Source organism: Streptomyces sporangiiformans, from assembly GCF_005768555.2.
Classification (GTDB): Bacteria; Actinomycetota; Actinomycetes; order Streptomycetales; family Streptomycetaceae; genus Streptomyces; species Streptomyces sporangiiformans.
In genome coordinates this window covers 1-24,088 of the sequence record NZ_VCHX02000327.1, presented here as the reverse complement: position 1 = coordinate 24,088, position 24,088 = coordinate 1, and the positions used below count along the sequence as shown (strand labels likewise).

At 69.5% G+C, this 24,088-nt stretch carries 19 protein-coding genes and 1 pseudogene; 10 read left to right on the top strand and 10 right to left on the bottom strand.

The annotated features are described in order from the left end of the window. Positions 1-5 precede the first annotated feature (5 nt). The 6 genes from FGD71_RS41225 to FGD71_RS41200 form a co-directional block, all read right to left on the bottom strand. Complete coding sequence (locus FGD71_RS41225) at positions 6-1,109, bottom strand: ABC transporter ATP-binding protein (protein ID WP_240437026.1); 1,104 nt, start codon at positions 1,107-1,109, stop codon at positions 6-8. Further along, the gene (locus tag FGD71_RS41220; protein WP_119105699.1) at positions 1,106-2,179 is read right to left on the bottom strand and encodes an ABC transporter ATP-binding protein; all 1,074 of its coding nucleotides are present in this window, start codon (positions 2,177-2,179) and stop codon (positions 1,106-1,108) included. The genes FGD71_RS41225 and FGD71_RS41220 overlap by 4 nt, the downstream gene beginning before the upstream one ends. Then, positions 2,176-3,099 (bottom strand): ABC transporter permease, encoded by a 924-nt coding sequence (locus FGD71_RS41215; RefSeq protein ID WP_119105698.1) that lies wholly within the window; start codon positions 3,097-3,099, stop codon positions 2,176-2,178. The genes FGD71_RS41220 and FGD71_RS41215 overlap by 4 nt, the downstream gene beginning before the upstream one ends. A 50-nt stretch (positions 3,100-3,149) precedes the next feature. Beyond that, positions 3,150-4,217 carry an ABC transporter permease gene (locus tag FGD71_RS41210; RefSeq protein WP_119105697.1) on the bottom strand — a complete coding sequence of 356 codons (1,068 nt, stop codon included), beginning with the start codon at positions 4,215-4,217 and terminating at the stop codon, positions 3,150-3,152. A gap of 15 nt (positions 4,218-4,232) precedes the next feature. After that, positions 4,233-6,107, bottom strand: coding sequence for an ABC transporter substrate-binding protein (locus FGD71_RS41205; RefSeq protein ID WP_119105696.1), 1,875 nt, complete (start codon positions 6,105-6,107; stop codon positions 4,233-4,235). A 372-nt stretch (positions 6,108-6,479) separates the two neighbouring features. Then, the gene (locus tag FGD71_RS41200; protein ID WP_240437025.1) at positions 6,480-10,250 is read right to left on the bottom strand and encodes a MinD/ParA family ATP-binding protein; all 3,771 of its coding nucleotides are present in this window, start codon (positions 10,248-10,250) and stop codon (positions 6,480-6,482) included. A 175-nt stretch (positions 10,251-10,425) separates the two neighbouring features. On the opposite strand from FGD71_RS41200, the gene FGD71_RS49445 reads away from it, so the two are divergent. Then, positions 10,426-10,782, top strand: a complete 357-nt coding sequence (locus FGD71_RS49445; RefSeq protein ID WP_240437024.1) for a hypothetical protein — start codon at positions 10,426-10,428, stop codon at positions 10,780-10,782. Positions 10,783-10,805: 23 nt separating this feature from the next. Here the strand turns inward: FGD71_RS49445 and FGD71_RS49815 are convergent. Next, positions 10,806-10,886: pseudogene (locus FGD71_RS49815) on the bottom strand (SCO5717 family growth-regulating ATPase); the annotation flags it as partial. A gap of 344 nt (positions 10,887-11,230) precedes the next feature. Here FGD71_RS49815 and FGD71_RS41190 point away from each other — a divergent pair. Next, positions 11,231-12,703 carry an outer membrane protein assembly factor BamB family protein gene (locus FGD71_RS41190; protein ID WP_119105695.1) on the top strand — a complete coding sequence of 491 codons (1,473 nt, stop codon included), beginning with the start codon at positions 11,231-11,233 and terminating at the stop codon, positions 12,701-12,703. 127 nt (positions 12,704-12,830) lie between these two features. On the opposite strand, the gene FGD71_RS41185 is transcribed toward FGD71_RS41190, so the two are convergent. Continuing rightward, positions 12,831-13,127, bottom strand: a complete 297-nt coding sequence (locus tag FGD71_RS41185) for a DUF397 domain-containing protein (RefSeq protein WP_119105694.1) — start codon at positions 13,125-13,127, stop codon at positions 12,831-12,833. Between the two features lie 275 nt (positions 13,128-13,402). On the opposite strand from FGD71_RS41185, the gene rpsO reads away from it, so the two are divergent. The 5 genes from rpsO to FGD71_RS41160 all read left to right on the top strand — a co-directional run bounded on the left by rpsO (position 13,403) and on the right by FGD71_RS41160 (position 18,913). Next, positions 13,403-13,690, top strand: a complete 288-nt coding sequence (rpsO, locus tag FGD71_RS41180) for a 30S ribosomal protein S15 (protein ID WP_119105693.1) — start codon at positions 13,403-13,405, stop codon at positions 13,688-13,690. 335 nt (positions 13,691-14,025) lie between these two features. Continuing rightward, a complete protein-coding gene (locus FGD71_RS41175) occupies positions 14,026-16,242 on the top strand; it encodes a polyribonucleotide nucleotidyltransferase (protein WP_119105692.1) in 2,217 nt (738 codons plus the stop codon). Then, entirely contained in the window at positions 16,239-17,618 is a 1,380-nt protein-coding gene (locus FGD71_RS41170; RefSeq protein ID WP_119105691.1) for a M16 family metallopeptidase, read from the top strand. The genes FGD71_RS41175 and FGD71_RS41170 overlap by 4 nt, the downstream gene beginning before the upstream one ends. Before the next feature lie 84 nt (positions 17,619-17,702). After that, positions 17,703-18,455 (top strand): 4-hydroxy-tetrahydrodipicolinate reductase, encoded by a 753-nt coding sequence (gene dapB / locus FGD71_RS41165; RefSeq protein ID WP_119105690.1) that lies wholly within the window; start codon positions 17,703-17,705, stop codon positions 18,453-18,455. A gap of 5 nt (positions 18,456-18,460) precedes the next feature. Next, positions 18,461-18,913: a tetratricopeptide repeat protein gene (locus FGD71_RS41160; RefSeq protein ID WP_119105689.1), complete on the top strand. Its 453-nt coding sequence runs from the start codon at positions 18,461-18,463 to the stop codon at positions 18,911-18,913. Between the two features lie 67 nt (positions 18,914-18,980). On the opposite strand, the gene FGD71_RS41155 is transcribed toward FGD71_RS41160, so the two are convergent. Together FGD71_RS41155 and FGD71_RS41150 are read right to left on the bottom strand one after the other, a co-directional pair. Beyond that, positions 18,981-19,538: a PH domain-containing protein gene (locus FGD71_RS41155; protein WP_119105688.1), complete on the bottom strand. Its 558-nt coding sequence runs from the start codon at positions 19,536-19,538 to the stop codon at positions 18,981-18,983. A 90-nt stretch (positions 19,539-19,628) separates the two neighbouring features. Next, the gene (locus FGD71_RS41150; RefSeq protein WP_119105687.1) at positions 19,629-19,868 is read right to left on the bottom strand and encodes a hypothetical protein; all 240 of its coding nucleotides are present in this window, start codon (positions 19,866-19,868) and stop codon (positions 19,629-19,631) included. 235 nt (positions 19,869-20,103) lie between these two features. Between FGD71_RS41150 and thyX the strand changes: the two genes are divergently transcribed. From thyX to FGD71_RS41135, 3 genes are all read left to right on the top strand, one after another. Then, positions 20,104-20,844, top strand: coding sequence for an FAD-dependent thymidylate synthase (gene thyX, locus FGD71_RS41145; protein WP_119105686.1), 741 nt, complete (start codon positions 20,104-20,106; stop codon positions 20,842-20,844). A 210-nt stretch (positions 20,845-21,054) separates the two neighbouring features. Continuing rightward, positions 21,055-21,954: a 4-hydroxy-tetrahydrodipicolinate synthase gene (gene dapA / locus FGD71_RS41140; protein WP_119105685.1), complete on the top strand. Its 900-nt coding sequence runs from the start codon at positions 21,055-21,057 to the stop codon at positions 21,952-21,954. A 133-nt stretch (positions 21,955-22,087) separates the two neighbouring features. After that, positions 22,088-23,773 carry a ribonuclease J gene (locus FGD71_RS41135; RefSeq protein WP_119105684.1) on the top strand — a complete coding sequence of 562 codons (1,686 nt, stop codon included), beginning with the start codon at positions 22,088-22,090 and terminating at the stop codon, positions 23,771-23,773. Positions 23,774-24,088 lie beyond the last annotated feature (315 nt).

Here is a 24,088-nt window from a genome sequence, read left to right as displayed (position 1 = left end):
CTCCTTTACGTCCGTACGGCCCGCGCCCAGTGGCATGCCACCTGGGCACGGCCACCTCCGTCCAGGAGCGGCAGATCCTCTCCGCGGCACGCGTCCGCGACGCCCGCGCGTTCGGCCTCCCCGCTCATGAGGATCTGGCAGCGGGCGTGGAAGCGGCAGCCGGAGGGGATGCGGGACGGGTCCGGGGGTTCGCCGGTGAGGACGACCGGATCGCCCGGCGCCTCGGGCAGGACCGACAACAAGGCCTGGGTGTAGGGGTGTTGGGGCGCCGTCAGTACCTGCTCCACCTTTCCCGTCTCCACGATCCGGCCCAGGTACATCACCGCGACCCGGTCGGCGATGTTCCAGGCGAGGCCCAGATCGTGCGTCACCACCAGTGCGGACAGGCCGAGTTCGGCGCGCAGGCGCAGCAGGAGGGCCAGGATCTCGCCGCGTACGGAGGCGTCGAGGGAGGCCACCGGCTCGTCCGCGACGATGAGTTCGGGTTCCAGGACGAGCGCGCCCGCGATGACCACACGCTGGCGCTGGCCGCCCGAGAGTTCGTGCGGGTAGCGGAGGAAGAACCGCTCCGGCGGACGAAGCCCGGCGCGGGAGAGGGCCTGCGTGACCGCTTCCCGCTCGTCGCCCGCGTACCGGTGGATGCGCAGGCCCTCCGCCACCGCGTCGTACACCGTGTGCCGGGGGTTGAGCGAGCCGCTCGGGTCCTGCAGGATCAGCTGGACGCGCTTGCGGTACGCCTTGAGGGCCCGCGAGGAGTAGGCGAGGGGCTTGCCCCCGAACGTGACACGGCCCGCGGTCGGCGGGACCAGCCCGAGCAGCGAGCGCGCCAGAGTCGTCTTGCCGCAGCCCGACTCGCCGACCAGCGCGACGATTTCACCGGGCCGGATGTCGAGGTCGACACCGTCGACGGCCCGCGCCGGGTCCGCGCCGTGCCGGCCGGGGAATGTGACGTGCAGACCTTCGGCACTGAGGAGGGGCGCGTCGGATGGCCCAGGGGACTTGGAGGACTCAGGGGACTCGGTGGCGTTGGGAGATTCGGTGGAGTTGGGAGATTCGGAGGATTCGGAGGAGTCAGGGGATTCGGACGGCGTGGCAGGGGTGCTCTTCATGGGCTGCTGCTCCTCGCCTCTCCGACGGCTTTCCCCTGGGTGGCCGTGCCTGCCGGGTCCGGTGTCCCGCCGGCCACGTGGACGCACGCCGCCCGGTGCCCCCGCCCCGCCTCGCGCAGCGGCTGGTCCTCCGTGGCACAGGACGGCAGTGCCGCCGGGCACCGGGGATGGAAGGTGCACCCGGAGGGGAGGCCGGACGGATCCGGCGGGTCGCCCGGCAGCCCGCGGGGCGCGAAGCGCGAGGCGGTGTCGCCGATGCGGGGGAACGCGGCCGACAGCGCCTGGCCGTAGGGGTGCCGGGCGTTCTCGTACACCTGCTGGGCCGGGCCTTCCTCGACGACCCGGCCCGCGTACATCACCGCGAGCCGGTCGCAGGTGTCGGCCAGGACCGCGAGATCGTGGCTGATCATGACGAGGCCCAGGTCCTGTTCGGCGACGAGCTGTTCGATGAGACGGAGGATCTGCGCCTGGATCATCACGTCGAGGGCCGTGGTCGGCTCGTCGGCGATGACGAGGCGCGGGTCGCAGGCCAGCGCCATGGCGATCATGACGCGCTGCCGCTGACCGCCCGACAGCTCGTGCGGGTACGCGGACGCGCGCGCCGCCGGAAGGCCCACGTGCTCCAGCAGTTCGCCGGCCTTCTTGCGGGCCCCCGCGGGCGTCGCCTTCCGGTGTAGCAGGATCGGCTCGGCGATCTGGTCGCCGACGCGGTGCACGGCGTTGAGCGAGTGCATGGCGCCCTGGAAGACGATCGACGCCCCGGCCCACCGGACCGCCCGTACCCGGCCCCACTTCATCGTCAGGACGTCCTCGCCGTCCAGGAGGATCTCCCCGGACACCCGGGTCCCGGACGGCAGCAGCCGCAGCAGCGCGAGCGCCAGCGTGGACTTGCCACAGCCGGACTCGCCCGCGAGGCCGAGCTTCTGGCCCGCGTCCACGGTGAGGTTCACCCCGCGTACGGCAGCGGCCCCGCCGGCGTACGTCACCTCGAGGTTCCGTACCTCGAGGAGGCGCCGCGTCGGTGTCGTCGGCGGGGGTGGTGGGGGCGGCGGGGTCTGCGTATCGGTCATCGGGTCACCCCCAGCTTGGGGTTGAGGACGGACTCGACCGCGCGCCCGCACAGCGTGAACGCGAGGGCGACGACAGCGATCGCGATGCCCGGCGGCACGAGGTACCACCACTTGCCGGAACTGACAGCGCCCGCCTCCCGCGCGTCCTGGAGCAGCCCGCCCCAGGACACCACCGTCGGATCGCCGAGGCCGAGGAACGCGAGCGTCGCCTCGGCGAGGATGGCGGAGGAGATGATCAGTGTCGTCTGGGCCAGCACCAGCGGCATGACGTTGGGCAGGACGTGGCGGGACATGATGTGCCAGTGGCCGCCGCCGAGCGCCTTGGCCCGTTCGATGTACGGCCGCGACTCCACCGCCAGCGTCTGCGCGCGCACCAAGCGGGCCGTGGTCGGCCAGGTCGTGACGCCGATGGCCAGGATGATCGTGCCGAGCGAGCGTGACATCACGGTCGCCAGCGCGATCGCGAGCACCAGCGTCGGCATGACCAGGAACCAGTCCGTGATCCGCATCATCACGGTCGCGTACCAGCCCCGGAAGTGCCCGGCGGTGATCCCGATGAGCGCGCCGATCGCCACGGACAGCACGGCCGCGAGCAGCCCGACGAGCAGCGAGACCCGCGAACCCCACACCAACAGGCCGAGCAGACTGCGCCCGAACTGATCGGTGCCCAGCGGGAATTCGGCGCTCGGGCTCTCCAGCGGCCTGCCCGGCGCGTTCGTCACGCTCTGCACGTCGGAGCCGACGGTCAGCGGCGCGGTGAGCGCGATCAGCCCGAAGAGCGCGAGGGCGGCCAGGCCGAAGAGGCCGGCGCGGTGGGTGCGGTACTGCTTCCAGAAGCGGGCGACGGAGTGGCGGCGGCGCTGCCGGGCGAGAGCCCGCGGGCTCGCCTGCGCGGCCCGGGCGGTTGTCTCGGTCGTCATCGGCTCACCGTTCGTTCTCGGTCCACCGTTCGTCTTCTCTCCACCGGTCGTCATCGGCCCACCCGGGGGTCGAGCAGCGGGTAGATCAGATCGGCCAGCGTGTTCATCACGATCACCGCCGCCGCGAAGATGAAGAACAGTCCCTGCACCAGCGGGAGATCCGGCACGCTCAACGCCTGGTAGAAGAGTCCGCCGAGCCCCGGCCAGGAGAAGACGGTCTCGACGAGGATCACGCCCGCGACGGTCCGCCCGAGGTTGATGAAGATCAGCGTCACGGTCGGCAGCATCGCGTTCGGAACGGCATGGCGGCGGCGTACGAGATCGTCCCGCAGCCCTTTGGCCCGCGCGGTCGTCAGGTAGTCGCTGCCCATCTCGTCGAGCAGCGCGGACCGCGTGACGAGCAGGGTCTGCCCGTACTCCACCGCGACCAGCGTGATCACCGGCAGGATCAGATGATGGGCGACGTCGAGGACGTACGCGAAGCCTTCCTCATTGCCCGACTCCATGCCGCCGGTCGGGAAGAGGCCGGGGATCGGGCCCATGCCCACCGAGAAGACGATGATGAGGAGCAGCCCCAGCCAGAACGACGGAATCGAGTAGAGCGTCAGCGCCAGACCGGTGTTGAGCCGGTCACCCGCCCCGCCGTTGCGCCAGGCGGACCGCGTGCCGATGACGATGCCGAGTGCCGTGTAGAGGACGAACGCCGTGCCGGTGAGCAGGAGCGTGTTCGGCAGTGCCTCGGTGATCTTGTCGATGACGGGCGTCCGGAACTGGTACGACGTGCCGAGATCGCCGGTGAGCGCTTTGCCGCAGTAGCCCGTGAACTGCTGCCACAGCGGCAGGTCCAGACCGAACTCCCGTCGGTACGAGGCGAGTTGCTCGGCCGACACCTGGCGTCCGCCCGTCATGAACTTCACCGGGTCGCCGGGGATCAGCCGGAAGAGGAAGAAACTGGTGACGAGGACGGCGAGCAGGGAGACGGCCGCGCCGCCCAGCTTGCCCGCCACATACCGGAGATACGCGGTGGTGGTGCGCGCCCGTGGCCCGCGGACCGACGGCCCGGCCTCGGCCGGCCCGTCGGTCTTGTCGACCAGAGAGGGTGTCGCTTCAGCGGTCATGAACGCTCACTCGGGCTATTCGCGGTCTTCGGCGGTCGCGCGGCGGCGCATCGTGAAGAACACCCCGGCGCCCGCCAGGACGACGACGCCCGCGACGATGCCGATGACGACGCCCGTGGAGCTCGACTCGTCGTCGGAGGCCTCGTCGGCAGCGGCCGGAGTCGCCGACCACCAGCTCCAGTAACCGTCCTGGCCGTAGATGTTCCCCGCGGCCTCCGGCATCGTCGTGATCGACTTGATCTGGTCGGTGCGATACGCCTCCACCGCGTTCGGGTACGCCATGACGTTCATGTACCCGGTGTCGTACAGCCGTGACTCCAGCTGCTTGACCAGATCCGCCCGTTTGGCCGGGTCGTACTCGGCGAGCTGCTTGTCGTAGAGGTCGTCGTACTTCTTGTCGCAGATGAAGTTGTCGGTCGCGCCGGTGTCCTTGGGGGTGGCCGGCAGGGCCGCGCAGGTGTGGATGGAGAGGACGAAGTCCGGGTCGGGGTTGACGGACCAGCCGTCGAAGGCGAGGTCGTACTCTCCCGCGAGCCATGGATCGGTCACGTTGTCCAGGCAGTTGAGGGTGACGCCGATGCCGAGCGCTCCCCACCATTCCTCGAGATACTTGCCGACCGCCTTGTCCTGCGGGTCGGTCGCGTGGCAGAGGACGCGGTAGTTGATCGGCTTGCCGTCCTTGCCGACGCGTTTGCCGTCGCCGTTCTTCTTGTAGCCCGCCTGGTCGAGGAGCTCGGCCGCCTTCTCCGGTTCGTACGACAGTTTCTGACCGTCTGTCGGCTTCCAGGCGTACGTCGAGAAGCGCGGCGGGATGTAGCCCTCGCCCTCGACCGCGTGGCCCTGGAAGACCTTGTCGATGATGGTCTTGCGGTCCACGGCCATGAACAGGGCTTGGCGGACCTTCTGGTTGAGCAGCGACTCGTGCCCGTCGCCGAACTTGTCGCCGTTCTTGGCCCGTGCGCCCGGGTTGGTCGCCAATGCGTAGAAGCGGCGGCCGGGTGCGTCGTTCACCTTGATGTTCTTGTCGCCCTTGAGGGACGCGGCCTGGGCCGGCGTCAGGGCGGGCTGGCCGGCGACGAAGGAGACCTCGCCCTTGCGGAGGGCGGCGACGGCGGCGTCCTGGTCCTTGTAGTACCGGAAGACCAGCTCGTCGAACTTGGGAGCCCCGCGCCAGAAGGACTTGTTGGGCTTCAGCCGTACGAAGCTGTCGGCCTTGTAGCCGGTGACGACGAACGGACCGTTGCCGACGATGGGGAAGGTCTTGTCGTTGTTGAACTTCGAGAAGTCGTCGACGTTCTCCCACACGTGCTTCGGCACGATCGGTACGTCCAGCGCGGCCATCGTGGCCTGCGGCTTCTTCAGCTCGATGACGAGCTTGGTCGGGCTGGGGGCCGTGACCTTCCTGAAGTTCGCGACGAAGCTGCCGTTCGCCGTGGCCGCGCCCTCGTCCGTCATCATCTTGTTGAACGTCCAGGCCGCGTCCTCGGCCGTGGCCCCCTTGCCGTCGGACCACTTGGAGTTGGAGCGGATCGTGTAGGTCCAGGTGAGCTTGTCGGCGGACGGCTCCCACTTGGTGGCCAGACCCGGGATCGCGTGGTTGTCCTTCGGGTCGTAGTTGGTCAGGTACTCGTACATGAGCCGGTGAATGCTCGTACTGACCAGACGCGTCGCCAGGAACGGGCTCAGCGAGTCGACGCTCTGCGCCACCGCGACGGTGAGGACCTTCTTGCCCTCCTCCTCGGCCCGCGCCTGCTGGGGCGCCGGGTTGAGCGGAGTCGCTAACCCGGCCGTGACGGTGAGCGCGGCGGCGCCGGCCGCGGCGAGGAGGCGTAGGGGAGTGCGGGCCGCCCGGCGCGGGTGCCCTCGGCCGTCCAGGTCTTGTGTGTCCATGGGTCGCTGACCTCGCGTCATCACTCGCACGGAGATGGACTGTTGAACTACTTGATCGGGTGGCCCCGGCTGGGTTGATGTGTGTGTCTACCAGCGGTGGTCTGGGCGCGTCAACGGCAGATACACCCCGTGTGGCCTGCGGAAATAACAAGTTGACGCGGATTCTTACGCCCATTGGTCCATACCGGTGAAGGGTGCCTGGTAGCGCCGTGGCGGCTGGAATGGGAGCTGGTGCGCGGGCCTGCGCAGGCGGTGGTGGGTGGGGTGTCGGTACGGGCGTACGCGAAGGGCCCGCGCCGCTGGTGAACGGGCGGGCCCTTCGGGTGGAACGGGTGAACGGACGGAACGGGTGGTGGGATACGGCCGGTTGGGCTACTGCTGCGGTGGGGGTGAGGGCGGCGGGTTCTGGCCCTGGTTCGGGTTCTGGCCCTGGCCCTGGCCCTGGCTTTGGTCACCCTGGTGCGGTGGCTGGTACGGCTGACCGGGCTGGAAGGGCTGGCCCGGGGCGGGGGAGTTGGGCTGGAAGGGCTGCCCCGGCGCGGGAGGCTGGAACGGTGCCCCCGGTTGCGGGTGTGCGGGCTGCCCGGGCTGCGGCTGGGCTGCTTGTCCCGGCTGGGGTGCGGCGGCCTGGTTCGGCTGGGGCGGTGTGGGCCCACCCGGCTGGGGCTGCCAGCCCTGGGGAGCGCCGGGGTGGCCCGGGTGTCCGGGCTGCCCCGCCTGCGCGGGCGGTTGCGGGTAGCCGCCGGGCTGAGGCTGGGCGCCAGGGTGTGGCTGTGCGCCGGGCTGCTGCGGGTACGGCTGACCCGGCTGGCCGTGCTGACCCGGCTGTGGGTACGCCTGGCCGGGCTGGCCCTGCTGGGGGGCCTGCCCCGGCATGGGCTGGCCCGGCAGGGGCGGGGCGGCGACCGGCGGCGGGTTGCCGTCCGACGTCCACAGTCCCTGCGACTGCTGGTGCCGTGCGATGTCCTCGGCGACCATCGCCGAGAGGTTGAAGTACGCCTCGCGCACCTTCGGCCGCATCATGTCGAGATTGACCTCGGCACCGGCTGCCAGATGCTCGTCGAACGGTACGACGATCACGCCGCGGCAGCGCGTCTCGAAGTGGCTGACGATGTCGTCCACCTTGATCATCTTTCCGGTCTCGCGTACTCCGGAGATGACGGTGATGGATCGCGACACCAGGTCCGCGTACCCGTGCGCCGAGAGCCAGTCGAGCGTCGTCGACGCGCTGCTCGCACCGTCCACGGACGGCGTCGAGATGATGATGAGCTGGTCGGCGAGGTCGAGCACGCCGCGCATCGCGCTGTAGAGCAGGCCCGTACCCGAGTCGGTCAGGATGATCGGATACTGCTTGCCGAGCACGTCGATGGCGCGCCGGTAGTCCTCGTCGTTGAACGTCGTCGAAACCGCGGGGTCGACGTCGTTGGCGATGATCTCGAGCCCCGACGGCGCCTGCGAGGTGAACCGCCGGATGTCCATGTACGAGTTGAGGTACGGGATCGCCTGTACGAGGTCACGGATGGTGGCCCCGGTCTCGCGGCGCACGCGGCGCCCGAGCGTACCCGCGTCCGGGTTGGCGTCGATCGCGAGGATCTTGTCCTGCCGCTCGCTGGCGAGCGTGGACCCGAGCGCGGTGGTCGTGGTCGTCTTGCCCACGCCGCCCTTGAGACTGATGACCGCGATCCGGTAGCAGGACAGCACCGGCGTCCGGATGAGCTCGAGCTTCCGCTGCCGCTCGGCCTCCTCCTTCTTGCCGCCGATCTTGAACCGGGAGGACGCGGCCGCCGTTCGCCCGCTCTTCGTCTTCTGCTTCTTGTTGTTGAGCAGCCGGTCCGACGACAGCTCCACGGCCGCCGTGTATCCGAGCGGCGCCCCGGGATTCGTCGGCTGCCGCTGATCGTGCTGCACGGGCTGCGGCCAGGCGGCGCCGGTGCGGGGGTCGACGGGCTGGCCCGGCTGGCCCGCGGGCGGCTGCTGTCCTTGCGGGTTCGGTACGCCGGGCTGGTGCTGGTGCTGGTCCGCGCCGGCCTGAGGGTGCTGCTGAGGCCCGGGCTGCTGCCCGTGCGGCGGATACGGCTGCCCCGGCTGGGGCTGGGGCTGGGGCTGTGCCTGGGCCTGCGGCTGGGCCGGGGCCTGGGGCGGCTGGGGCTGAGGCTGTGCCGGTGCCGGAGGCTGAGAGGCCGCCTGCGGCGCCTGTGCCGGAGGCTGCTGGTGACTGCCGGGCTGCCCCTGTCCCCCCTGCTGCGCCGGGGCGGGCGGCTGCGGGAACCCGTACCCCCCTTGCTGAGCATGCGGGTTGGGGGCCCCGGGCCCGGGCTGCGGGAATCCGTAACCGGCGGGCTGTCCGGGTGTGCCGGGCGTACCCGGAGCCGGAGTCCGCGGCGGGGGGAAGCCGTAGCCGGCAGGCTGCCCAGGCGCGTTGGCGGCGCCTTGATCCGGAGTCCGCGGGTGGGGGAAGCCGTAGCCGGCTTGCTGACCGGGCGTCTGCGGGGCTGCGGGGTTGGCGGTGGGGGCCGTGCCCGGCTGGGGGAAGCCGTAACCCGCGGGCTGCCCAGGCGGGCCGGCTGCCTCACCTTGAGCCGGAGGCGTCGGCTGCGGGAATCCGTAACCGGCGGCCTGCGCAGGAGCGTTCGGCGACCCCGGAGCGGGGTTGCCCGGCCGGGGGAAGCCGTAGCCGCCCTGAGCCGCGGGCTGCGCGGAGGCGGGGCCGTCCTGCGGAGGGGTCGTCGGAGAGCCGGAAGCGCCGGACTGCGGGAACCCGTAACCACCTTGCGGGGTCGGGGCCGGGGCCTGAGGCGCGGTCGGACTTCCGGGCTGGGGGAAGCCGGGGCCGCCGCTCTGCGGCGCAGCCGGTGCCGTACCCGGGGTGTCGGCCTGCGAGGGGCCGGTGCCTCCCTGCGGCCTCGGTGCCGTACCAGGAGGAGTTCCGAAGTGCGGGAACCCGTAGCCGCCGGGCTGCCCAGGAGCCGACCCGGCCCCGGGGCCACCGGCTGCGGGGCCACCGACCGCCGGGCCTGAAGGTGCGTCAGCGACCGGAGCGGGCGCCGAGGCATCCGCACCCGGACCGGACATCGGAGCATCGGCGGAACCCGCGGGCGTCGTCCCCGGAGTGGCGGGCCAAGCCGACGGCGCAGGCTGCGGTGCCTGAGGCTGGAACGGCTGCTGCCCCTGCGGCGGCACAGGTGGCGGCACCGGCGACTGCGCCGGAGGCCCTGCCTGTCCGCCCTTGCCTTCGCTCTCGCTCTCGCCCTGGCTCTCCGCGGAGGCCGGCCACTGCGCCGCCGCCGCGGGTGCGGCGGGCTGATAGGCGGGCGGCAACGGCGGAAGCCCTCCCTGCGGCACCGGCGGCGGCATCCACGTGGGAGGTGTGTCCTGCACGGCGTCCGCGGCACCCGAGCCGATCCCAGGGACCACGTCCTCGGGCTCCGCGTCCTGAGGCTCACCCGCGCCCGGGTGAGCGTCCTCCGGCCGGGCATCCCGAGGCCCGGCGTCCTCGGGCTCCGCGTCCTGAGGTTCCGCGTCCTGGGGCTCCGCGTCCCGGGCCTCCGAGGCACCGGAGGGCACGGCATCGCTGACTTCGTCGTCCGCGTCCTCGTCTTCCTGAACGGAACCGTCGGCCTCGACGTCAACCCGGTGGAGTTGGAACACATCCGCGGACTGCTCCGCCACGTCGCCCTCGTCCTCCGCCTCAGCGGAAACCTCGGGCGCGCCTTCCGAGGTCGCCTCCTCGTCGTGCGAGGCCGTCGCCTCGTCGCGCTCGTCAGCCTCTCCGCGCAAGTGATCGACGCTGTCCACGCCGTTCACGCCGTTCACGCCGTCCAGGCCGACGGCGTCAGCGTCGGCCGACCCGCGTCCGAACGTCAACTCGACGACATCCGCGCCCGGACCGCTGTCGACGCCGTCCTCAGCCTCCTCGGAGACGGCCGGGGCGGCCTCCTCCTCAAACTCGGCGATCGCCTCGGAACCGGCGACGGAATCGCTGGACGCGGCGGTCTCGTCGGCTGTCGGCTCGTCAAGCGGCTCGTCAACCGCCGCACCGTCCGCACCGTCCGCACCGTCCGCGCCATCGGCGCGATCCGTGCTCTCCGCCTCCGCGGCCCGCTCCTGGATCTCGCGCTTCAGAGCGGCAGAGGAGATCCGCATGGTGGCGCCGCTCTCAAGATCCCCGTGCCCCGCGCTCTCGTCCGCGTCAGGGGTTCCGAGGGGAGTCCCGACAGGAGGTTCAGGAGCTTCAGGAGCATCGGCCACGGGCTCCGGAGCCTGAGCCGGAGGCGCAGGCTGAGACCACTGAGCCTGAAAACCGCCCCCCACAGGAAAGTTGGGCAGGGCGGTCGGGCTGCCGGCGTCCGCGGCCGGCGCATCCGGCGTACGCCACCCGGGCTCGAACCCGCTGCCCACAGGCAACTTGGGCACGGCGACCGGACTGCCGGCAGGCGGCGAAGGCACACCCGCGTCGCTCCCGGAAGCCGGAGCCGCCGAACTCGCCGCCGCGCCCGGCCCTTCGGCCGACGGAGCCGACGGAGCCGACGGAGCCGACGAAGGCGCCGAAGCCGACGGAGCGGACGGCGCCGACGAAGCCGAGGAATCCCCCTCCGCAGGGTCCGGACCATCCGAATCATCCGAACTGTCGGAACCATCCGACGCGTTCTGCGTGTACCAGGCAGGCGGGGCGTAGTCGATGGTGAACTCGCCCGTCGTTTCGACGGCGGACTCCGCGTCGGACTGGTCATCGCCGGGTGTGGCCCAGCCCCCGCGGATCCCGTCCCGATCGCTGTTCACAATTCCTCCTGGTGTGGTCGAGCACCCTCGTGCCGTGCTGGGGCGACCGTTCTTGTCGTCCGAGGCCGTCTGATCCGCCCGGCTCTCCCCCTGTGACGCGGCCGACCCGTCCACGGGTTCTGCTGCCGCGCCCTACCCAGCCTAATCACCACAACAACCCCCACGGCAGGCCCGTCCACCCCTCCGCACCCACCCACTACGTCACACCCTGCCCAGAAGTGACTTACGAACGCTCGGTCGTGGACCGCAAAGCGGACAACCACCCCGCGTACACGATCACTCGAGAGGCATATTAGATGGGCGGTCTGACACCGAGTGGACCTCATTGAAAAGGACCCGTGCGCGTGACTTACGGACCGCCTCCGTCCCCGTTCACCCAGTCTGCGCTCTCGGCGGACTCCGCACGCAAGAAGCGGCGTACGAAACTGCTGGGCGCCGTCGGCGCTGTAGTCGTCGCGGTGCTCTGCGCGGGCGGGTGGCTGCTGTGGTATGCGGGCGACGACGGGACTCCGGCGCATGAGAGACCGTCGGCGGCTCGACAGGCTCCGGACGACATCAGAGAGACGGTCGAGAAGCTTCCCGGCACCCCCGAAGGCGAACTCGTCGTCGACTACGCCGAAGAGGGCCTCAAGAAGGACAAGACCGTCTACGCCCCCGGCACTTGGGCGACGGACAAGATCCTGGCCAAGGCCGTGGGCAGCCGGCTCCTCGGCATCAACGCCAGGACGTACGAAGAAGAGCCGAAGTGGACCCTGAAGCTGGACGGTCCCGTCTGCGCCACGACCCGCCATGTCACCGCGGACGGCCGCACGGCTGTCGTCGTCCAGCCCGCCAGGCCCAAGGGCTCCGACTTGGAGGGTGTCTGCGACGAACTGGTCTTCTTCGACATCGACACCGGCAAGAAACTGTGGCAGAAGAAGCTGCCCGAGGCCGACACCGCCTTGGTGACGAACACGAACCTGACCATGACCGGGGGCACGGTCGCCGTGGCGTGGGACGCCGGATCGGTGGCGTACGGCATGAGCGACGGCAAGCAGCTCTGGAAGAGCACGAGCCGTTCCCGCTGCGAGGACACGGGGTTCGCGGGCGGACGCACTCTGCTCGCCCTGGTCAAGTGCGACCGGCAGGGTGAGCCCACGTTCAAGGTGGAGAAGCTCGATCCCCGTACCGGCAAGGTGCGGTGGACGTACCAGGTGAGTTCGGGGATCCAGCGGGCCTTCCTGCCTTCGTCGGATCCGCCGGTGCTCGCCGTCGCGGCGGGCGACGACAGCGTGACCGATCTGATCAGCCTCGACGCCCGTGGCCGGCATCGCGCCACGATCACGCTCGGCGACAAGTTCGACCCCTCGTGCGACCGGTCCTACTTCGGAGTGGTGGAGAACTGCGACGCGATCGTCGTCGGGCGGGAACAGGTCTTCGTCGCCAGTGAGGAACAGTTCGAGAACGGCCAGCCGGCGAACTGGATCACGGGCTGGGACCTCGCGACGGGCAAGACCACGAAGAAGTTCGACGGCAGGCCCCTGCAGAAGATCCACCCTCTGCGGATGAGCGGGGACAAGCTCCTCGCGTACCGGGAGAGTTCGGACAACATCGGGCCGGCCGCGGTGGTGCGCCTGGATCCGCGCACCGGCAAGGAGAGCCCGTACCTCTTCTTCAACCTGCCGAGTGACGACGTGGCACGGCTGGAGGATCCTTCGACGGCGGACATCGTCGTCGAACAGGGCAAGGTCTTCTTCTCCCCGAGAGAACTCCGCCCGGATCCCAAGTTCCCCAAGTACCCCGTAAGGGCGGTCTTGGGGATCGACAGCGTGACATGAGCCTTCGAAGGGGCGGCAGGCGCGGGCCCGCCGCCCCTCCCAAGAGGCTGCCGCAGCCGCCAGCCGGCCGTGAGCCTGAGCGTCAGCCGGCCTCGCGCCCGAGCCAGCCTGCCGTGCGCCCGAGCGGCTAATCCGCCGCGAGCCCCCCGTTGTGCGGCGCCGGCTCCAGATCGAACTCCCCGTCCCGGGCCCCCAGCACGAAGGCCCGCCACTCCGCCTCCGTGTAGCGCAGGACCGTGTCCGGGTCGAGGGACGACCGCATCGCCACCGCGCCCTCGGGGAGATACGCGATCTCGACCCGCTCCTCGTGTTCCTCCGTGCCCGGTGCGCTGTGCCATTCGACGCCCGAGATGTCGAGGGCGTAGAGCTCGTTCTTCTCCCGCTCCTTGCGCGCCTTGACGTCTTTGTCCTCTGCCTCGGCCATGGCGAAGCGACCCCTTCCAGACCTACGAACGACGTGACGCGTCACACTACTGGGACCGGCCCCGGCCTTCCGGGGCTCCTGGAACCCTGGTCAGCGGACCCGCCACCCCCTGGTACGCTGTGTAACGGCCGTTTGTGTACGCACCCCCGGACCGCCCTCCCCAGGGCCCTGGAGGACGCGCCCAGCGGATCCCCGCCTCCCGAGTAACGGAAGCTCCCCTGAGATGTGGACCAGGGGCACTCGGTGGCTACTAAGAAGACTTACGAGGAGTACGCGTGTCGCTCGACGCCGCTACGAAGAAGCAGATCATGGCCGAGTTCGGTACCAAGGAGGGCGACACCGGCTCCCCCGAGGTCCAGGTCGCCATGCTCTCGCGCCGGATCTCGGACCTGACCGAGCACCTCAAGACCCACAAGCACGACCACCACTCCCGTCGTGGTCTGCTGATCCTGGTCGGTCAGCGTCGCCGTCTGCTGCAGTACCTGGCCAAGAAGGACATCCAGCGCTTCCGTGCGCTGGTCGACCGCCTCGGCATCCGCCGTGGTGCGGCGGGCGCCCGGTAAGACGCCGTGAAGGGAGCGGTTCCCACGCACAGGGGGGCCGCTCCCTTTGCTGTACGTGCGGAGTATCACTGCAGCTTTGTAGTGTGGTAGGCACAACGACATACGTACGACACACAGTGGTGCCGCGACAGCGCACAGCGATGCCGTAGGCAACCACGCCTGACGAGGAGAAGCGCACCTCGCCGCCGCCGGTCCTCGGTAGTGGCCCCCGGGGGAAAGAAGCCCCGGGTGCTTCGATCGAAGACCGGCCCGCACCAGACGGCGCGCTTCTCCGACGTCCCCCCGCCATACGGGCGGGCCGGGACGAAAGACGAAAAGTATCGGAGAAAACGCTAGTGGAGAACGAGACCCACTACGCCGAAGCCGTCATTGACAACGGTTCCTTCGGCACCCGCACCATCCGCTTCGAGACGGGCCGCCTGGCCCGCCAGGCCGCCGGCTCCGCCGTGGCCTACCTGGACGACGACACCATGGTGCTGTCGGCCACCACCGCCTCCAAGAACCCCAAGGACCAGCTCGACTTCTTCCCCCTCACGGTGGACGTCGAGGAGCGGATGTACGCCGCCGGCAAGATCCCCGGCAGCTTCTTCCGCCGCGAGGGCCGCCCCTCCGAGGACGCGATCCTCACCTGCCGTCTCATCGACCGCCCGCTGCGCCCGTCCTTCAAGAAGGGCCTGCGCAACGAGATCCAGGTCGTCGCCACGATCATGGCGCTCAACCCCGACCACCTGTACGACGTCGTGGCGATCAACGCCGCGTCCGCGTCCACGCAGCTGGCCGGTCTGCCCTTCTCCGGCCCGATCGGCGGCGTCCGCGTCGCGCTGATCCGCGGTCAGTGGGTGGCCTTCCCGACGCACACCGAGCTCGAGGACGCCGTCTTCGACATGGTCGTCGCGGGCCGCACCCTGGAGGACGGCGACGTCGCGATCATGATGGTCGAGGCGGAGGCCACCGAGAAGACCATCCAGCTGGTCAAGGGCGGCGCCGAGGCCCCGACCGAGGAGCTTGTCGCCGCCGGTCTGGACGCCGCGAAGCCCTTCATCAAGGTGCTCTGCAAGGCCCAGGCCGACCTCGCCGCGAAGGCCGCCAAGCCCACCGGCGAGTTCCCGATCTTCCTCGACTACCAGGACGACGTCTTGGAGGCGCTCACCGCCGCGGTCAAGGACGAGCTCTCGCAGGCCCTCACCATCGGGGCCAAGCAGGATCGCGAGAGCGAGCTGGACCGCGTCAAGGCGCTCGCCGCCGAGAAGCTGCTCCCGCAGTTCGAGGGCCGCGAGAAGGAGATCTCCGCCGCGTACCGCTCGCTGACCAAGTCCCTGGTCCGTGAGCGCGTCATCAAGGAGAAGAAGCGCATCGACGGCCGCGGCGTCACGGACATCCGTACGCTCGCCGCCGAGGTCGAGGCGATCCCGCGGGTGCACGGTTCCGCGCTGTTCGAGCGTGGCGAGACCCAGATCCTGGGCGTCACCACCCTCAACATGCTCCGCATGGAGCAGCAGCTGGACACCCTCTCCCCGGTGACCCGCAAGCGCTACATGCACAACTACAACTTCCCGCCGTACTCCACCGGCGAGACCGGTCGCGTCGGCTCCCCCAAGCGCCGCGAGATCGGCCACGGAGCACTCGCCGAGCGCGCGCTCGTGCCGGTGCTGCCGACGCGCGAGGAGTTCCCGTACGCGATCCGTCAGGTGTCCGAGGCCCTCAGCTCCAACGGCTCGACGTCCATGGGCTCGGTCTGCGCCTCGACCATGTCGCTGCTGAACGCCGGTGTGCCGCTCAAGGCCCCCGTCGCCGGTATCGCCATGGGCCTCATCTCCCAGGAGATCGAGGGCGAGACGCACTACGTGACGCTGACGGACATCCTCGGTGCCGAGGACGCCTTCGGCGACATGGACTTCAAGGTCGCCGGCACGAAGGAGTTCGTGACCGCGCTCCAGCTCGACACCAAGCTGGACGGCATCCCGGCCTCCGTCCTGGCCGCGGCCCTCAAGCAGGCCCGCGACGCCCGCCTCCACATCCTCGACGTGATGATGGAAGCGATCGACACGCCGGACGAGATGTCCCCGAACGCCCCGCGGATCATCACCGTCAAGATCCCCGTGGACAAGATCGGCGAGGTCATCGGCCCCAAGGGCAAGATGATCAACCAGATCCAGGAGGACACCGGCGCCGACATCACGATCGAGGACGACGGCACCATCTACATCGGTGCCGCCGACGGCCCGGCCGCCGAGGCCGCCCGCGCCACGATCAACGGCATCGCCAACCCGACCATGCCGGAGGTCGGCGAGCGCTACCTGGGTACGGTCGTCAAGACGACCACCTTCGGCGCGTTCGTGTCGTTGCTGCCGGGCAAGGACGGTCTGCTGCACATCTCGCAGATCCGCAAGCTCGCCGGCGGCAAGCGCGTGGAGAACGTCGAGGACGTGCTCGGTGTGGGCCACAAGGTCCAGGTCGAGATCGCCGAGATCGACTCCCGCGGCAAGCTTTCCCTCATCCCCGTGATCGAGGGCGAAGAAGGCGACGATAAGAAGGACGACACCGACAAGTGACGTCTCGTAGCTCCACGGCGACGGCCCGCACCTCCTCGGAGGCGCGGGCCGTCGCCCGTACCCAAACACTGATCAAGGGCGAGCACGGCATCGGTACGGTCCGCAAGACCACCCTCCCCGGGGGCCTGCGCGTCGTCACCGAAACGCTGCCCTCCGTGCGCTCCGCCACCTTCGGCATCTGGGCGCACGTCGGCTCCCGCGACGAGACGCCGGCCCTGAACGGTGCCACGCACTACCTGGAGCACCTGCTCTTCAAGGGCACCACGCGCAGAAGCGCGCTGGACATCTCGGCCTCCATCGACGCAGTCGGCGGCGAGATGAACGCCTTCACGGCGAAGGAGTACACGTGCTACTACGCGCGCGTGCTCGACGCCGACCTCCCCCTCGCCATCGACGTCGTCTGCGACATGCTCACCGGCTCGCTGATCCTCGAGGAGGACGTGAACGTCGAGCGTGGCGCGATCCTCGAAGAGATCGCGATGACCGAGGACGACCCGGGTGACTGTGTGCACGACCTGTTCGCGCACACCATGCTCGGCGACACCCCACTCGGCCGCCCGGTGCTCGGCACGGTCGACACGGTCAACGCCCTCACCGCGGACCGCATCCGCCGCTTCTACAGGAAGCACTACGACCCGACGCATCTCATCGTCGCCTGCGCGGGCAACGTCGACCACAACAAGGTCGTACGCCAGGTCCGTGCCGCCTTCGAGAAGGCCGGCGCCCTGAAGCAGCCGGACGCCGCACCGATCGCCCCGCGCGACGGCTCCCGCGTCATCCGCACCACGGGCCGCGTCGAACTGCTCGGCCGCAAGACCGAGCAGGCCCATGTCGTCCTCGGAATGCCGGGCCTGGCCCGTACCGATGAGCGCCGCTGGGCTCTGGGCGTCCTGAACACCGCGCTCGGCGGCGGAATGTCCTCCCGACTCTTCCAGGAGGTCCGCGAGAAGCGCGGCCTGGCCTACAGCGTGTACTCGTACACCTCGGGCTTCGCCGACTGCGGCCTCTTCGGCGTGTACGCGGGCTGCCGCCCGAACCAGGTCCACGAGGTCCTGAAGATCTGCCGTGACGAACTCGACCAGGTCGCCGAGCACGGTCTGCCCGACGACGAGATCGACCGCGCCATCGGCCAGCTGAAGGGCTCAACCGTCCTCGGCCTGGAGGACACCGGTGCGCTCATGAACCGCATCGGCAAGAGTGAGCTGTGCTGGGGCGAGCAGATGTCGGTCGACGAGATGCTGACCCGGATAGCCGCGGTCACCCCCGACGACGTCCGGAACGTGGCCCGCGACGTCCTGGGACAGCGTCCTTCGTTGTCGGCCATCGGCCCGCTCAAGGACAAACAGGCGTCCCGTCTCCACGAAGCGGTCGCCTGACACCGTTCCTCTGACGCCCGCTCTCCGACACCCGCTCTTCTGTCACCCGTCTCTTGTCACCAGTCTCTTGTAAGGAACCAAGCAATGAGCAAGCTGCGCGTGGCCGTCCTCGGCGCCAAGGGCCGCATCGGATCCGAGGCGGTACGAGCCGTCGAGGCCGCCGAGGACATGGAACTGGTGGCCGCCCTCGGCAGCGGCGACAAACTGGAGACGCTGGTGGAGACCGGCGCCCAGATCGCCGTCGAACTGACCACGCCCGCCTCGGTCATGGGCAATCTCGACTTCTGCGTGCGTCACGGCATCCACGCCGTGGTCGGTACGACGGGGTGGACCGACGAGCGCCTCGCGCAGCTGAACACCTCGCTGGCCGCGTCGCCGCGGACGGGCGTCCTCATCGCGCCCAACTTCTCCATCGGGGCCGTACTGACCATGAAGTTCGCGGAGATCGCCGCTCCGTACTTCGAGTCCGTCGAGGTCGTCGAGCTGCACCACCCGAACAAGGTGGACGCCCCCAGCGGCACCGCCACCCGCACCGCCCAGCTCATCGCCGCGGCCCGCGAGCGCGCCGGCAGCTCCCCGCAGCCCGACGCCACGGTGACGGCGCTGGACGGCGCCCGTGGCGCGAACGTCGACGGCGTCCCCGTCCACGCGGTCCGGCTGCGCGGGCTGCTCGCCCACCAGGAAGTGCTGCTCGGCGGCGACGGCGAGACCCTCACCATCCGCCACGACTCGCTGCACCACAGCAGCTTCATGCCGGGCATCCTGCTCGGCGTACGACGCGTCGTGGACACCCCGGGCCTCACCTTCGGCCTGGAACACTTCCTGGACCTGAACTGACCGCCATGCGCGCAAAGATCACGTACGCCGTCGCGGCCGCCGTCCTCGTCGTCTACTTCGTCCTGGTCGGCAGCCGTGGGGTCATGCTCATCGAGACCGGCACGGCCCTCACCGTCGCTTTCGGGATGGCGGTCCTCATCCTGCCGGTGATCGGCCTGTGGTTCCTCTGGAAGAACACGCAGTTCGTCCGGAAGGCCAACCGGCTCGCCGCCGAGCTGGACGCGGAAGGCGGCCTGCCCGTGGATGAGTTGAAGCGCACCCCGGGAGGCCGCATCGACCGCGACTCGGCCGACGAGGTCTTCGCCCGCCGCAAGGCCGAGACCGAGGACGCCCCGGATGACTGGCGCAGCTGGTTCCGCCTCGCGGTCGCCTACCACGACGCCCGTGACACCCCGCGTGCCCGCAAGGCGATGCAGCGAGCCATCGCCCTGCACGAAGGAAAGCCCGTACAGGCCTGATCGGCCTGATCGACAGCGCGAAGGGGCCGGTCCGCGTGAGTGCGGGCCGGCCCCTTCGTATGGTCGATCAGCCGGGCCGGTGCTCGTCCGCCCATACCTCGACGGTGTCCGCCGCCCGGTCGAAGGCCTCGGGGCGACCCAGGAAGTCCGCGTTGTGGGTGGTCAACAGGGCGACGGGATCGTCGCCCACGCGGTCCCGGCGGACGAGGACGAGCGCCTGCCCCTGCACGGTGCGCGGCAGCCCGAGCCAGCGCACCGGCTGCTGCACCGTCCGCACCACCGCGACCTGCGTCCAAGGCGCCGTACGTGTACCGAAGAAACGCACCTGACGCAGCCCGTACGCGCTCACCCAAGCGCCCATCCGCAGCAGCCGGAGGGCGCTGGCGATGACGAACAGCGCCACGCCGAAGCACACCGCGCCCGCGCCCAGGGTGCCGGCCACCGTGATGATGACCGCCGCGAACAGCACGTACGACGCGAGCAGCAGAAGCAGTGCGGCCATGGCGACCCGCCACGGTCCGGGCCGGTAGGGGCGCCGCCAGCGGTCGAGGTTGTCGAACGGCAGCGCGCGATCGTCCGCCTGCTCGTCAAAAGCGCGATCGGCCGTCAGGAAGGGCAGGGGCACGACTCATCCTCACTCAATCCACGCACGGGCTGTGCCTGGTGAGGCTACCGAGCCGGGTCCCCGCCCACCACCCTTGGGGGTCTGGATGAGTCAGCGGCCCTCGGAGGCCTCGGACTGCTGCGTATGTGCAGGTGACTGGTCCTGCGACAGGGCGGGCAGCCCGAAGAGCAGGGAGCCCGCGAGCCCGGCGACCACGGTGAGTCCTACGAGCCAACGCCCGGCGACCTCTCCGGCGGAGACCCGCTCACGGGGTGGGGGAGTGACATTGCTGCGAAACTTGTCGGCTTCGGCGATGAAGGCGAACGGAACAGGCTCGCGCCGACGGAACATGGGAACTGCTTCTCCTCTGGAGACTCGAACGGATCATGGGCTTGTGCGGATCGGCGACTCGAACGAATCGCTGCTACCTACACAGACGAGCGAGAGCCCCAATTGGTGCCCCGTTTCACCGAATTCGCAGAAGTTCGCCGAAGAATGTTGCGGCACGGCACCGAACGCCCCGTTGTCAGTGCCGGGCCGTAGAGTGGGCGCCGCCCGAGCCAGTGATGGAAGGACCCTGCAAGCCGTGACCGACACCCCCTCCGGCGACCTCAAGCCCAGCTTCCGCAGCGATGTGACCGTCGAGCTGGTGAAGCACAGTGCGTCCGACTCCGACGTGCTGTTCGCCGCCCGTGTCTCGACCGTCGGGGAGCAGTCCCTGGACGAGCTCAAGAAGGACCCCGAGCGCTCCAAGGGGTTGATCAACTTCCTGATGCGGGACCGGCACGGCAGCCCCTTCGAGCACAACTCGATGACGTTCTTCATCAACGCCCCGATCTTCGTCTTCCGCGAGTTCATGCGACACCGCGTGGGCTGGTCGTACAACGAGGAGTCGGGTCGTTACAGGGAGCTTCAGCCCGTCTTCTACGTCCCGGACGAGTCCCGCAAGCTGGTCCAGGAGGGCCGCCCGGGCAAGTACGTCTTCGTGGAGGGCACCCAGGCCCAGCAGGAGCTGACGGGGCGCGTCATGGAGGACTCGTACCGCCATGCGTACGAGGCGTACCAGGAGATGCTCGCCGCCGGCGTCGCCCGGGAGGTGGCCCGCTCGGTCCTCCCGGTGGGCCTGTTCTCGTCGATGTACGCGACGTGCAACGCCCGCTCGCTGATGCACTTCCTCGGCCTGCGCACGCAGCACGAGCTTGCCAAGGTCCCGTCCTTCCCGCAGCGGGAGATCGAGATGGTCGGCGAGAAGATGGAGGCGGAATGGGCGAAGCTCATGCCCCTCACGTACGCCGCGTTCAACGCCAACGGACGCGTTGCTCCGTAGCGGACCGCCACCGCCCATCCGGCACAGATGTGCGGATCCGCCGAGTGAAGTGTCCGTATTGCAGCATTTCGTGAAGTTCATCTAGCCTGATCAAACGGGCTCGGCACTGCTTGAACCCCCGAGCAGGCAGTGCCGGGCTCCACCTTTGTCGAGACTTGTCGGCCCACCCGAGGGCAGACCGCGTACTGAGCAGCGAGTAGCGTGGTACCCATGGCTCCGACCTCCACTCCGCAGACCCCCTTCGGGCGGGTCCTCACCGCCATGGTCACGCCCTTCACGGCGGACGGCGCACTCGACCTCGACGGCGCACAGCGGCTCGCCGCCCATCTGGTGGACGCAGGCAACGACGGCCTGATCATCAACGGCACCACCGGAGAGTCCCCGACCACCAGCGACGCGGAGAAAGCGGATCTCGTACGGGCCGTGCTGGAGGCGGTCGGCGACCGTGCCCACATCGTCGCCGGTGTCGGCACGAACGACACCCGCCACAGCATCGCGCTCGCCCGCGCCGCCGAACAGGTGGGCGCGCACGGCCTCCTCGCGGTCACGCCGTACTACAACAAGCCCCCGCAAGAGGGCTTGTACCACCACTTCACGGTGATCGCCGACGCGACCGAACTCCCCGTGATGCTGTACGACATCCCCGGCCGCAGCGGCGTACCGATCAACACGGAAACGATCGTGCGTCTGGCCGAGCACCCGCGTATTGTCGCCAACAAGGACGCCAAGGGCGACCTGGGCCGCGCCAGCTGGGCGATCGCCCGCTCGGGCCTGGCCTGGTACTCCGGCGACGACATGCTGAACCTGCCGCTCCTCTCCGTGGGCGCGGTCGGCATCGTCTCGGTGGTCGGTCATGTCGTCACCCCCGAGCTGCGGACCATGATCGACGCGTACATCAGCGGCGACGTTCAGAAGGCCACCGAGATCCACCAGAAGCTGCTCCCGGTCTTCACCGGCATGTTCCGGACCCAGGGCGTCATGACCACCAAGGCCGCGCTCGCCCTCCAGGGCCTGCCCGCCGGACCGCTGCGCCTGCCCATGGTCGGCCTCTCGCCCGAGGAGACCGCCCAGCTCAAGATCGATCTTGCCGCCGGTGGGGTACAGCTCTGACAACGGACTTCACAACTGAATACGCACTACTACGCAGGCCACAGGCCTGCGCCATCACACAACTGCTACTGCACGAACGTCCGCGCGCCACGTGCCCAGCCAGGTACGTGGCGCGCGTGGTGAGGAGAGTCTTTTGAGCCATCCGCATCCTGAACTCGGCCCGCCGTCGAAGCTCGCCGAGGGCGGCCTCCGGGTCACCCCTCTCGGGGGACTCGGCGAAATCGGCCGGAACATGACCGTATTCGAATACGACGGCCGCTTGCTGATCGTCGACTGCGGAGTGCTCTTCCCTGAGGAGGAGCAGCCCGGAATCGACCTGATCCTGCCGGACTTCACGTCCATCAGGGACCGCCTCGACGACATCGAGGGCATCGTCCTCACGCACGGCCACGAGGACCACATCGGCGGTGTCCCGTATCTCCTGCGCGAGAAGGCGGACATCCCGCTGATCGGCTCCAAGCTGACCCTCGCGCTCATCGAGGCGAAGCTCCAGGAGCACCGCATCCGCCCCTACACACTGGAAGTCGCGGAGGGCCACCGCGAGCGCATCGGCCCCTTCGACTGTGAGTTCGTGGCGGTCAACCACTCCATCCCGGATGCCCTCGCGGTCGCCATCCGGACCCCCGCGGGCATGGTGGTACACACCGGCGACTTCAAGATGGACCAGCTCCCGCTGGACGGCCGCCTCACGGATCTGCACGCCTTCGCGCGTTTGAGCGAGGAGGGCATCGACCTCCTCCTCTCCGACTCGACGAACGCCGAGGTCCCGGGCTTCGTCCCGCCCGAGCGCGACATCTCGAACGTGCTGCGGCAGGTCTTCGCGAACGCACGCAAGCGGATCATCGTGGCCAGCTTCGCCAGCCACATCCACCGCATCCAGCAGATCCTCGACGCCGCCCACGAGTACGGCCGCCGGGTCGCGTTCGTCGGCCGCTCGATGGTCCGCAACATGGGCATCGCCCGCGACCTGGGCTATCTGAAGGTCCCGCCGGGCCTGGTCGTCGACGTCAAGACGCTCGACGACCTCCCGGACAGCGAGGTCGTGCTGGTCTGCACGGGGTCCCAGGGCGAGCCGATGGCCGCGCTCTCCCGTATGGCGAACCGCGATCACCAGATCAGGATCGTCCAGGGCGACACGGTGATCCTGGCGTCGTCCCTGATCCCCGGCAATGAGAACGCGGTCTACCGCGTCATCAACGGCCTGACCCGCTGGGGTGCCAACGTCGTCCACAAGGGCAACGCCAAGGTGCATGTCTCGGGCCACGCCTCCGCGGGCGAGCTGCTGTACTTCTACAACATCTGCAGGCCGCGGAACCTGATGCCGGTCCACGGCGAATGGCGCCACCTGCGCGCCAACGCCGAGCTGGGCGCCCTCACCGGCGTCCCGCACGACCGCATCGTCATCGCCGAGGACGGCGTCGCCGTCGACCTCGTCGAGGGCAAGGCCAAGATCTCGGGCAAGGTCCAGGCGGGATACGTGTACGTCGACGGCCTCTCGGTCGGCGACGTCGGAGAGCCCGCCCTCAAGGACCGCAAGATCCTCGGAGACGAGGGCATCATCTCGGTCTTCGTGGTCGTGGACTCCAGTACCGGGAAGATCACGGGTGGCCCGCACATCCAGGCACGTGGCTCGGGCATCGAGGACTCCGCCTTCGCGGAGGTCGCCCCGAAGATCACGGAGGTCCTGGAGAGGACGGCCCAGGACGGCGTCGTCGAACCCCACCAACTGCAGCAGCTCATCCGCCGCACGCTGGGCAAGTGGGTCTCGGACACCTACCGGCGCCGGCCGATGATCCTGCCGGTCGTGGTCGAGGTCTGACGCCTCGTCAGGCGTGAACTGGGAGCGGGGCTCCTCGATTTGCATCGAGGAGCCCCGCTCCAGTACGTTTACGGCTCCGCCTGAACGGGAACCCGGCGCAACTGTGCACCAGGAACCAGTCCGAACGGGACGGAATTCCGACTCAGATCCTTCTGATAAAGTCGGACCCGCTGGAAAGGGAAACGCGAAAGCGAGAACCTCGAAAGCACCGAGGAAATCGGATCGGAAAACGGTCTGATAGAGTCGGAAACGCAAGACCGAAGGGAAGCGCCCGGAGGAAAGCCTGCGAGGGTGAGTACGAAGGAAGCGTCCGTT

Bases quoted from the DNA above. Each gene is read 5' to 3' on its own strand.
- FGD71_RS41225 (WP_240437026.1), bottom strand. From the start codon at position 1,109: ATGAAGAGCACCCCTGCCACGCCGTCCGAATCCCCTGACTCCTCCGAA.
- FGD71_RS41220 (WP_119105699.1), bottom strand. From the start codon at position 2,179: ATGACCGATACGCAGACCCCGCCGCCCCCACCACCCCCGCCGACGACA.
- FGD71_RS41215 (WP_119105698.1), bottom strand. From the start codon at position 3,099: ATGACGACCGAGACAACCGCCCGGGCCGCGCAGGCGAGCCCGCGGGCT.
- FGD71_RS41210 (WP_119105697.1), bottom strand. From the start codon at position 4,217: ATGACCGCTGAAGCGACACCCTCTCTGGTCGACAAGACCGACGGGCCG.
- FGD71_RS41205 (WP_119105696.1), bottom strand. From the start codon at position 6,107: ATGGACACACAAGACCTGGACGGCCGAGGGCACCCGCGCCGGGCGGCC.
- FGD71_RS41200 (WP_240437025.1), bottom strand. From the start codon at position 10,250: ATGCGGATCTCCTCTGCCGCTCTGAAGCGCGAGATCCAGGAGCGGGCC.
- FGD71_RS41185 (WP_119105694.1), bottom strand. From the start codon at position 13,127: ATGGCCGAGGCAGAGGACAAAGACGTCAAGGCGCGCAAGGAGCGGGAG.
- dapB (WP_119105690.1), top strand. From the start codon at position 17,703: ATGAGCAAGCTGCGCGTGGCCGTCCTCGGCGCCAAGGGCCGCATCGGA.
- FGD71_RS41160 (WP_119105689.1), top strand. From the start codon at position 18,461: ATGCGCGCAAAGATCACGTACGCCGTCGCGGCCGCCGTCCTCGTCGTC.
- FGD71_RS41150 (WP_119105687.1), bottom strand. From the start codon at position 19,868: ATGTTCCGTCGGCGCGAGCCTGTTCCGTTCGCCTTCATCGCCGAAGCC.
- dapA (WP_119105685.1), top strand. From the start codon at position 21,055: ATGGCTCCGACCTCCACTCCGCAGACCCCCTTCGGGCGGGTCCTCACC.